This window comes from Acetobacter fallax (assembly GCF_011516735.1).
Classification (GTDB): domain Bacteria; phylum Pseudomonadota; class Alphaproteobacteria; order Acetobacterales; family Acetobacteraceae; genus Acetobacter; species Acetobacter fallax.
In genome coordinates, this window is the sequence record NZ_WOSX01000073.1 from 1 (window position 1) to 9,004 (window position 9,004).

Consider the following 9,004-nt stretch of genomic DNA (forward strand, 5'->3'; position numbering starts at 1 on the left):
CTCAAGGAATGGCGCGCTGTCGCAACCAGATACGAAAAAACAGCAACCTCGTTCCTCGCGGTCATCCACATCGCTGCCGCCGCAGACTGGATCAAGTGCTAACAGGCCCTAGTCCGCCATCGCCCCAAACTCGATAGTAAAGTTTTGAACCAATAATGTCTGCTTTACGAAAGGCCAAACTCTTACCTAAGTGTCCGAGAAGAGGCGGAAGCGCAATGTCTGAACCTATTCGTCAGGCTATCAAAGTTTCTTTTCCCCTTACAGATTTATCATTGACATGAGGCAACGGATAAATCGTAGTGTGACGTAACGGCAATGGACTCTGCCTGACTTCGTAAAGAAGTCGAACCGCCCCAAGGGCTGATGACTCCTACCTCGCCATAATGGCACGTGAGGGAGGAGTGTGTTCAGGGTCATGGGTCGTTTTCCGCTGTTTCAGAATTCCATCGTAGTAAATATTCTCGCCGTTCTGCGCTGGAGCGGGCTTTTGCTGCCTATGGCAGCCTGCGTCGGCACGTTATGCGCCGTCTTCCTCTGGGCGCTCGATCATGTCACCGACTATCGCTTCGCCCATCCCGGCCTGCTGTGGTTCCTGCCGGTGGCAGGCGTTGTCGTTGGGCTGGCGTATCACTGGTTCGGGCGTTCCGCCGAAGGGGGTAACAATCTGATCGTCGATCAGATCCATGAACCGGGTGGCGGTGTGCCACTGCGTATGGCTCCTCTTGTTCTGATCGCCACCGTCGTCAGCCATCTGTTCGGGGCCTCAGTCGGCCGGGAAGGAACAGCGGTCCAGATCGGTGGCAGTATCGCATCCGGGTTCGCCCGCCTGTTCCGTCTGGACGACAACGGGGTCCGCATCATCCTGATGGCCGGGATCGCGGCAGGATTTGGCGCGGTCTTTGGAACACCCGTCGCGGGTGCCGTCTTCGCCATGGAAGTGCTGAGTATCGGTTGTATTGACTACCGTGCTCTTGTTCCGGTCGCGGCAGCCTCAATCCTCGCGGATATGGTGTGTCATTCCTGGGGTATTCATCACGTCTCTTACAAGATCGGGTTTGCCGGCTATCCTGATCTTTCCGGCCAGATCTTTCATACGGATCCGCTTCTGCTGCTGAAGGTCGGCGTGGCGTCCATCTGCTTTGGCCTGACCAGCCTGCTGTTTGCGGAATCTATTCACCGCCTCAGCCCGGTTTTCCGCCAAATTTGTCCTATTGCCTGGCTGCGTCCGGCCATTGGCGGCGTGCTGACCATCGTGCTCGTCTTCATCGCCGGAACACGGGACTATCTCGGCCTCGGTGTGGTGGCGGCCACCCCGGATGGCGCCTCAATCCTCAACTTCTTCCATCTGGGTGACTACACGTGGAGCTGGCTGTAGAAGCTTGTCTTCACGGTCGCAGCCCTGTCGACCGGCTTCAAGGGCGGGGAAGTCACGCCGCTTTTCTTCATTGGCGCCGGTCTGGGACATACGCTGTCCACCCTTCTCGGTGTGCCGACCGATCTTCTCGCCGCCGTCGGGTTTGTGGCTGTTTTTGCGGGAGCGGCGAATACACCCTTGGCCTGCACCTTCATGGGGGGCGAACTGTTTGGCGCCACAGACGTCATCTACATCGCGACCGGCTGTTTCATTGCCTATCTCTGCTCCGGTCATTCCGGGATCTACCTTTCCCAGCGCATCGGCGTTCCAAAGGCCTCACATCCCCACATTACGGCGGGCATGGCACTCCGGCAGGCGCGAGGTTTCATCGGACGACGCGTCCGGAAAACCGACACACAGACCTCATGTGATTCAGCAGCACAAACCGGAAAATAAGCCATGCACGAGACGCTCACACTTCTGACAGAACCTGCCGGTATCCTTCGGATCTTCATGACGTCCGCATCACGGGCGCAAAACAGGCAGCAGAAGCCTTTTGCCCGCCTGTTTCAGCGCCGGCCTCTCTATCGTGACATCGTCCATGCGGCCCGGGCAGCAGGCTTTACCTGCTCGAATGCCCATTTTTCACATTACGGCTTCTGGAGAAGTGGTGAAATCCAGCAGACACTGGGGAAATCCCAATACGCTTCTGTCGGTCTATGTCGATATTCTGGGAGATCATGAGCAACTGCAAGCATTCTGCCTCTCCCATGAGGCACTGCTGAGAGGTACGTCGCTTTATTTCAAGCCCGCTGAATCCTGGCGTTTCGGTATGCAGCCGACGCCCTGACAGAGAGTGCGCCATCATCATTTCAGGAGCACAGACCATGCGTATTCTTGCCATTCTCGACCGTATCGAAACCGCGACCTATACTCTTGAGACAGCATGTGAACTGGCCGCCCGTCTCGGTCATCCGCTGATCAGGGTTCTCCATCCTGAACTTCAGGACAATCCCGATTATCAGATGCCTGATGAAGGAATGCCCAGCCCCGAAGAAGAAAAACGTTTTGCTCAGAAAGTCTCCGCAACAGCGGACGCCCTGCGCGACATCTTCCAGAAATGGAAAGCCGGACTCACCGGCGAGCACGCGGCCGAATGGATAGAAATCGCAGGGGATGTCCGCAAAACCGTCGCGCGTGAGGCTATGAACGCCGATATTACGGTTCTCAGCCGCCCGCGCTCGTCAGATCCCGAGGAGGTCACGCAGGCGTTCAGCGGAGCATTATATGATGCGGGCACCACGGTGGTCGTGGCTCCGCTGCAGCATCATGGGACCGTTGGGAGGCATCCGGTGATTGCCTGGCATCCTTCATCAGCCCTTGACCGGGCCATGGCCGCTGCTCAGCCCTTTCTGGACCGGGCCTCCCATGTCAGCATTGTAATCGGCGAGGATCGTGAAAACGAGGTAGCGGAACCGCCCATCGCGGAAGAACTCCGGAAAAAAGGTGTGACTGTCAGCATTGATCGCTTTGTCATTGCCTCATCTGATGTGGGAGAAGAAATCCGACAGCACGCCCTGAAGGCTGGAGGCGATCTTCTGGTCATGGGGGCCTATAGCCGCCCGCATTTTATCGAATGGCTGTTTGGCGGACCGACACAGGATATCCTCTCACACGCCACGCTTCCGATCCTGACCCATCATTGACCGCAGATCGCAGGAAAGAAGCGCTATGCTGCCCAACATACTGCCGACCCTCCTGATTGCATCTGGAGACGCCACAGGGACGTTGCTTCGCTACTGGGTGGGTCTCGCCACCGCCCGCTGGAGCCATAGCCTTCCCTGGGGCACAATCCTGATCAACTTCACCGGTTCGTTCGCCATAGCCCTGTTTGCAGCAATGACGGCGGCAGGAGGACGGGTGCATATTTCTGACACGACGCGCCTTGTATTCATGGTCGGGGTCTGCGGTGGTTACACCACTTTTTCCTCTTTCAGCCTCCAGACCTTTGACCTGCTCCAGAACGGTCATCCCGGCAGGGCCTGTCTGAATGTCGGGATTTCACTCGTGCTCGGCATGATCGCGGTTTTCTTCGGGTTCATGCTTGCCCAGATTTTGAATCACGTTCATCCCGGAATCAGATCGTAAAATGACGCCGTCGCAACTTCCGGCGGTTCGCTGACGCTTCCGAAATTCTCAACTCTCACGGTCAGGACGAAAACAATGCCGACGAGCCCGTCAGTCCCCATGAAAACACGCGATCCTGTATGCGGCATGATGGTTGATCCGGCTACTAGCCGGTTCAAGCGCGAGCATAATGGGCACAGCTATTCATTCTGCAGCGCACATTGCGAGAAGAAATTTGAAGCCAATCCGGCAGCCTTCATCAAGACTGATAGCGCACCTCCCATGGTGTGGACGTGTCCCATGCACCCCGAGATCAGGGAGGCACATCCCGGCACATGCCCCAAATGCGGCATGACGCTGGAACCTGCGAAGAAAGCGCAGGAAAAGGCGGCGCCCATGCAGGGCATGAACTGCCATCATGAGCCCCAACAGCCTTCCTCCGCCGAACAGGACAAGCTGGGGATGATCTGGACCTGCCCGATGCATCCGCAGATCCGGCAGGATCATCCGGGGAACTGTCCGCTCTGTGGCATGGCGCTGGAGCCGGAGGAACCGACGGGAGCAGAGACGGAAAACCCCGAACTGCATGATTTCAGACGTCGTCTGATCGTCTCCGTGCTTTTTGCGGTTCCTCTGATGCTCATTGCCATGAGTGGCGATGTCGGCCTGCATCTGGTTCCGGGACCATGGTCTCCCTGGGTTCAGCTTGCGCTGACCACTCCGATTGTCTGCTGGGCAGGACTGCCTTTCTTCCAGCGTGGGCTCGCCTCATTGCGGACCGGTCACTTCAACATGTTCACGCTCATCATGTTCGGCGTCGGCGCCGCGTTTGGCTACAGTCTGGCCGCGACGCTCGCATCAGGGGTGTTCCCAACCAGCTTCAGGATGCCCGACGGAGCCCTGCCGGTCTATTATGAGGCGGCGGGCGTGGTCGTTGCGCTGGTTCTGCTGGGACAGGTTCTGGAACTCCGTGCACGTGCCGCCACTGGTGATGCCATCCGCGCCCTGCTGGATCTCACACCAAAACAGGCTCACCGTATCGGAGAGAACGGGCAGCCGACAGACATAGCCGTGGACGCTGTCGTGGTCGGAGACCGACTGCGGGTGCTGCCGGGAGAGTCGATCCCTGTCGACGGCAGGGTTCTCGATGGCACATCCAGCGTTGACGAAGCCATGATTACCGGGGAGCCAGCACCCGTTGCCAAAAAGATCGGCAGCACGGTGACTGGCGGTACGATCAACGGCAATGGCAGCCTCGAAATCGAAGCGCAGGCCGTCGGCAGCGATACCATGCTGGCGCGGATCGTGAAGATGGTTGCCACCGCCCAGCGCAGCCGCGCACCCATTCAGGCCGTGGCCGACCGGGTGGCCGGATGGTTCGTCCCGCTGGTGCTGGCTATTTCCGTGCTGACTTTCATCGTATGGTACGCCGTTGGACCGGCTCCGCGCTTTGGGCATGCTCTTCTGAATGCCATCTCGGTGCTGATCATTGCCTGTCCCTGCGCGCTTGGGCTGGCCACGCCCATGTCAATCATGGTCGGTACAGGGCGGGGCGCACGCGAGGGCGTTCTGGTCCGCAATGCCGAAGCGCTTCAGGCGCTCGACAGGGTGGATACGCTGGTTGTGGACAAGACCGGCACGCTGACGGAAGGACACCCCAAGCTCATCGCCGTGGAGGCAGCCAATGGCTGGCCGGAAAACGATGTGCTGTGTTATGCCGCCTCTGTGGAGACACACTCCCAGCATCCTCTGGCACAGGCTATCGTTCAGGGCCTGAAAGACCGCCATGGGGAGCCCGGCGTTCTTACCCATTTCGAGTCGCAGCCGGGACTGGGCGTGAGCGGCAGCGTTGAGGGCCATGTCGTCGTCGTGGGCAATGCCGAGTGTCTGAAGCAGGCTGGCGCTGATGCGTCCCCTGTTGAAGCTAGCGCGACGGCGCATCGTGAAGCCGGAGCCGGGGTGATGTTTGTGGCGGTAGACGGCAGGCTCGCCGGGCTGATCGCCGTGGCGGACCCTCTCCGCGCGGATACGCGGGCCTCTCTTGCGGCGCTCCACGCCGATGGTCTGCGGATCATCATGCTCACGGGTGACAGCGATGCGACGGCGAAGGCTGTGGCGGCGCAGGCGGGAAATATCGCGGAAGTCCATGCCGGTCTGAAGCCACAGGACAAAGCCGATATCGTCAAACACCTGACGGCGCAGGGCGCACATGTCGCGATGACGGGCGATGGCGTGAATGATGCTCCAGCTCTTGCGGCCGCATCCGTCGGGATCGCAATGGGAACCGGCACTGACGTAGCGATCGAAAGCGCCGGGATCACTCTGGCGCATGGCAGCCTGGAAGCACTGGTCCGGGCCAGACGGCTTGCCCATGCGACCATGCGCAACATCCGGCAGAACCTGGCTTTCTCTTTCCTGTTCAACGGGATCGGCATTCCGATCGCCGCCGGTGTGCTCTATCCGATCTGCGGGCTTCTTCTCTCACCGGTTATCGGCGGCGCGGCCATGGCTCTGTCGTCCGTGACGGTTGTCACTAACGCGCTTCGGCTTGGTCGGGGGAAAGACTGAACCTAGCGTTTTTCGGCCGCGGCGCGGGTGCGTAATGCCTCATAAATCGGTGCTTCCCCCATGCCGTCGGCCACGAACATCGCGGCAAAACTGCCCGAAAGCAGCGGAAGCAGCAGGCTGGGCGTATTGGTCATTTCCGTCACAAGAATGATCCCGGTCAAAGGTGCCCGCACCGCTCCCGCAAACATTGCCGCCATACCGACCACAACAAAGGGTGTGGTCCGCCCCGCCAGCGTGGGCGCCAGAACATGGGCCAGATCTCCGCAGCCCAGGCCCGCCAGAGCACCCAGAGCCAGCATGGGAGCGAAGAGGCCACCCGGCGTTGCTGCAGCATAGGAAATCGAGCCGAAGACCAGACGCAGGGCATACAATCCTGGCAGCGCTGTCCAGATCAGCGTTCCATCGATGGCGCTTTGCGTGATCCAGTCGCCTCCACCAGCAAGGTGAGGTGTAAGCCAGACGATCAGCCCACCGATCGCGCCGATTGCCGCAGCCCGGATTTCCACGCTGGCATTCATCCGTTCAGCCAGCCGTAACGTGGTCAGAACTGTCCGGTTGTAAACGACCGAGAGCAGGCCAACTGCAAGCCCCGTCAGCAAGAACAGCAACTGCGTTGAAACGCTGATGACCATGGGACTGTCGGCCACCACGAAATCAGGATCACCGCCCAGCAACGCGCGGGCGACAAGGATGGCGGACACGGAAGCACCGAGTGCGGAACAGGCGGTTCGCGCCTCGAATTTGCCGACCAGCTCTTCCAGCACAAAGATCGCGCCAGCGCCTGGCGCATTGAACGCTGTCGCCAGTCCAGCTCCGGCACCAGCCGCCAGCAATGACCGGCAATCCGCCGGTCCCAACCGTAACAGCCGACCGATCGTATTGGCAGCCGTGGCACCCATCTGCACGCTCGGCCCCTCACGCCCCAGCGCTAGTCCTCCGCCGATGGCCAGCAATCCTCCGATGAACTTGACCGGGATCAGGCCGACAGAAGCTGGTGTTGCAAGTCCGGCCAGGACGGCCTCGACATGAGGGATCCCACTTCCAGAAGCCAGAGGCGCCAGCCGCCTGACCATCCAGGCCGCGATGAAGGCCGTGATGCTGCCGATCGCAATCAGCAACAGACTGGCGGAAAACGGGTGCAGGGCATCAAGCGCCAATGCCGTTCTCAACCCCGCAGCATGTTCAAGTAACAGCCGGAATGTCCCACAGACCGCTCCGACAACGACACCTGTCAGAATGGAAAGAAGGGAAAGCACAGTGAGACTGCTAGGCGGCTGGATCATCACCGCGTGCTGTGTTTCCTGACTATGAGTGGTGTCTGCCATCGCCTTCTTGCCGGATTATCATCGTTGCAAACCCGACCCCGGAGTCTGAGAAAAGTTTAGCATCTTTGCTCTTATGCCGATAACAACATCAGATCGGTGTCAAAGCATGCGAAATCGCCTGGACAGGCTTCAGTCCGTGACCAAAGCGGGCGATAGCTGCGCGATCCTTCTCCAGCGCCCCATAAGGTAGATACCGGACTTTCAGATCGGCAATCCTGCTGAAGGCCGGTCGCTTCAACTGTTCGCGCACATCGGCTTCCCGCTTGTCTGGAGCAACAAGGAACAGTCCTTCCAGAGCCTGCGCCTCCGACCCAAGAGCAAGATCCAGCATGCGCACGATGCCTGAATAGATGGTCGTTGAATGCTCGACCTCGAAGGCTGCCACAATCCTGTGGCTGTCCCGGTCTAGCCATAGGACATCGATCAGACGCACGGATTCCGCTCCCTGCGTTTCCGTCGTGAACCCTGGCAACACCGACAGGCAGCCATCCCCCAATTTACCGTCCTGCCATGGACGACTGTGATCATTGGCCGCAATCCAGACATCGTAACCCAGAGAATGCCCCAGATCGCGAAGCCAGCCCTGAATCTCGGTATGGGTATGATCCGTTTCCCGCTCTGCTGCCAGTATCCGAGCCTCTTTTGCGCTCTGCTCCCTCACCTGGTGAAGATCGGCTTCCCAGAGTTTCCGCGCTGTTTCGTTATCCTCGAGAGGTGGCGCTGTATAGCGTCCGCTTCCGAGATCAAACAGCAGTCCTCCGATAGCGCCCAGATCATTGGACAGCAGCGAACGATAGGTCGCATTCAGCTTCAGAATGCCCTGCCGCATGGCAAGATATTCCTCCCATCGGCCCAACTTCATCTTTGATCCGGTCAAGGCGTTATAGCCGTTCACGATTGCCGTATTGAAAGGCGGCATGATCGTAGGATGCAGGAAATACAGCAGATTGGCGACGGCTGGTCCCAGCCCTTTTATCTTCCGGGCATCGATCGCGTGGATGGCCGAGACCACGTGCTCGTCGGTATTGCAACACAGGCAGGTATCGAGAAGCTGCCCGAATGCTTTCTGGTTTGCAGGATTTTCGTAGATATCGGGAATGCGTAGCTTCGGCTTCCACAGGAATGCATGATCCGCACCCTTGAATATCTGACGCTGTTCAGCGATCGAATGAACAACTGTTTCCAGGGATGAGCCACGATAGGCGACCCCGAATGTGCCAGCGGTAATCTCGGTAACGACCTGCTGCAGACCACGGCGGATAGACCGGAAGTTCTTGAGGCGTTCATCCCACAAAAACCAGCTCTGATAGGTGCCTGCCGGATCATCACGCCAGCGAAGGATAAGGTCTCGAATAAGGTCGGTCATCAGTCCAGAAGCTACAATTATATTCGCTCTTGACACTGATTGTAACAGCATCTCACGTCAATGCGGATAATCGCAAGGCCTGGCGAGGTTTAAGATACTCATGTCCGCTTTCCGGAAAGTCGAATAGCCCCGCTTATGACCGGGATGAGGGCGATTGAGGTGGTCCCGTCCGTTCGGACAGTTTTGCGGGCTTGATAAGCTATACCCGGTTGTTGTTATGCCGCCCTTCTGACGGCGTTGCTGTTGGCCATCTGGTCCGGGGTT

At 58.8% G+C, this 9,004-nt stretch carries 6 protein-coding genes, 2 pseudogenes and 1 riboswitch; of the genes and pseudogenes, 6 read left to right on the top strand and 2 right to left on the bottom strand.

The features are described 5' to 3' along the window. The 6 genes and pseudogenes from GOB85_RS17735 to GOB85_RS17760 all read left to right on the top strand — a co-directional run. Positions 1–102: pseudogene (locus tag GOB85_RS17735) on the top strand (IS5-like element ISMex42 family transposase); the annotation flags it as partial. A gap of 200 nt (positions 103–302) precedes the next feature. After that, a riboswitch (Fluoride riboswitch) is annotated at positions 303–380 on the top strand. 35 nt (positions 381–415) lie between these two features. After that, positions 416–1,810 (top strand): annotated as a pseudogene (locus GOB85_RS17740) (voltage-gated chloride channel family protein). A 214-nt stretch (positions 1,811–2,024) separates the two neighbouring features. Beyond that, on the top strand, positions 2,025–2,204 hold the full coding sequence (locus GOB85_RS17745) for a hypothetical protein (protein WP_173578728.1): 180 nt from the start codon (positions 2,025–2,027) through the stop codon (positions 2,202–2,204). Between the two features lie 37 nt (positions 2,205–2,241). Beyond that, on the top strand, positions 2,242–3,060 hold the full coding sequence (locus tag GOB85_RS17750; RefSeq protein WP_173578729.1) for a universal stress protein: 819 nt from the start codon (positions 2,242–2,244) through the stop codon (positions 3,058–3,060). Positions 3,061–3,085: 25 nt separating this feature from the next. Next, a complete protein-coding gene (gene crcB, locus GOB85_RS17755) occupies positions 3,086–3,502 on the top strand; it encodes a fluoride efflux transporter CrcB (protein WP_173578730.1) in 417 nt (138 codons plus the stop codon). A 75-nt stretch (positions 3,503–3,577) separates the two neighbouring features. Further along, complete coding sequence (locus tag GOB85_RS17760; RefSeq protein ID WP_242011616.1) at positions 3,578–6,049, top strand: heavy metal translocating P-type ATPase; 2,472 nt, start codon at positions 3,578–3,580, stop codon at positions 6,047–6,049. 2 nt (positions 6,050–6,051) lie between these two features. Here GOB85_RS17760 and GOB85_RS17765 read toward each other — a convergent pair whose 3' ends face one another. Beyond that, entirely contained in the window at positions 6,052–7,374 is a 1,323-nt protein-coding gene (locus tag GOB85_RS17765; protein ID WP_233419922.1) for a chloride channel protein, read from the bottom strand. Positions 7,375–7,462: 88 nt separating this feature from the next. Further along, positions 7,463–8,740 carry a hypothetical protein gene (locus tag GOB85_RS17770; protein ID WP_061498825.1) on the bottom strand — a complete coding sequence of 426 codons (1,278 nt, stop codon included), beginning with the start codon at positions 8,738–8,740 and terminating at the stop codon, positions 7,463–7,465. Positions 8,741–9,004: the final 264 nt, after the last annotated feature.

Coding starts and splice junctions, on each gene's coding strand:
- GOB85_RS17750 (WP_173578729.1), top strand. CDS start 2,242: ATGCGTATTCTTGCCATTCTCGACCGTATCGAAACCGCGACCTATACT.
- crcB (WP_173578730.1), top strand. CDS start 3,086: ATGCTGCCCAACATACTGCCGACCCTCCTGATTGCATCTGGAGACGCC.
- GOB85_RS17760 (WP_242011616.1), top strand. CDS start 3,578: ATGCCGACGAGCCCGTCAGTCCCCATGAAAACACGCGATCCTGTATGC.
- GOB85_RS17765 (WP_233419922.1), bottom strand. CDS start 7,374: ATGGCAGACACCACTCATAGTCAGGAAACACAGCACGCGGTGATGATC.
- GOB85_RS17770 (WP_061498825.1), bottom strand. CDS start 8,740: ATGACCGACCTTATTCGAGACCTTATCCTTCGCTGGCGTGATGATCCG.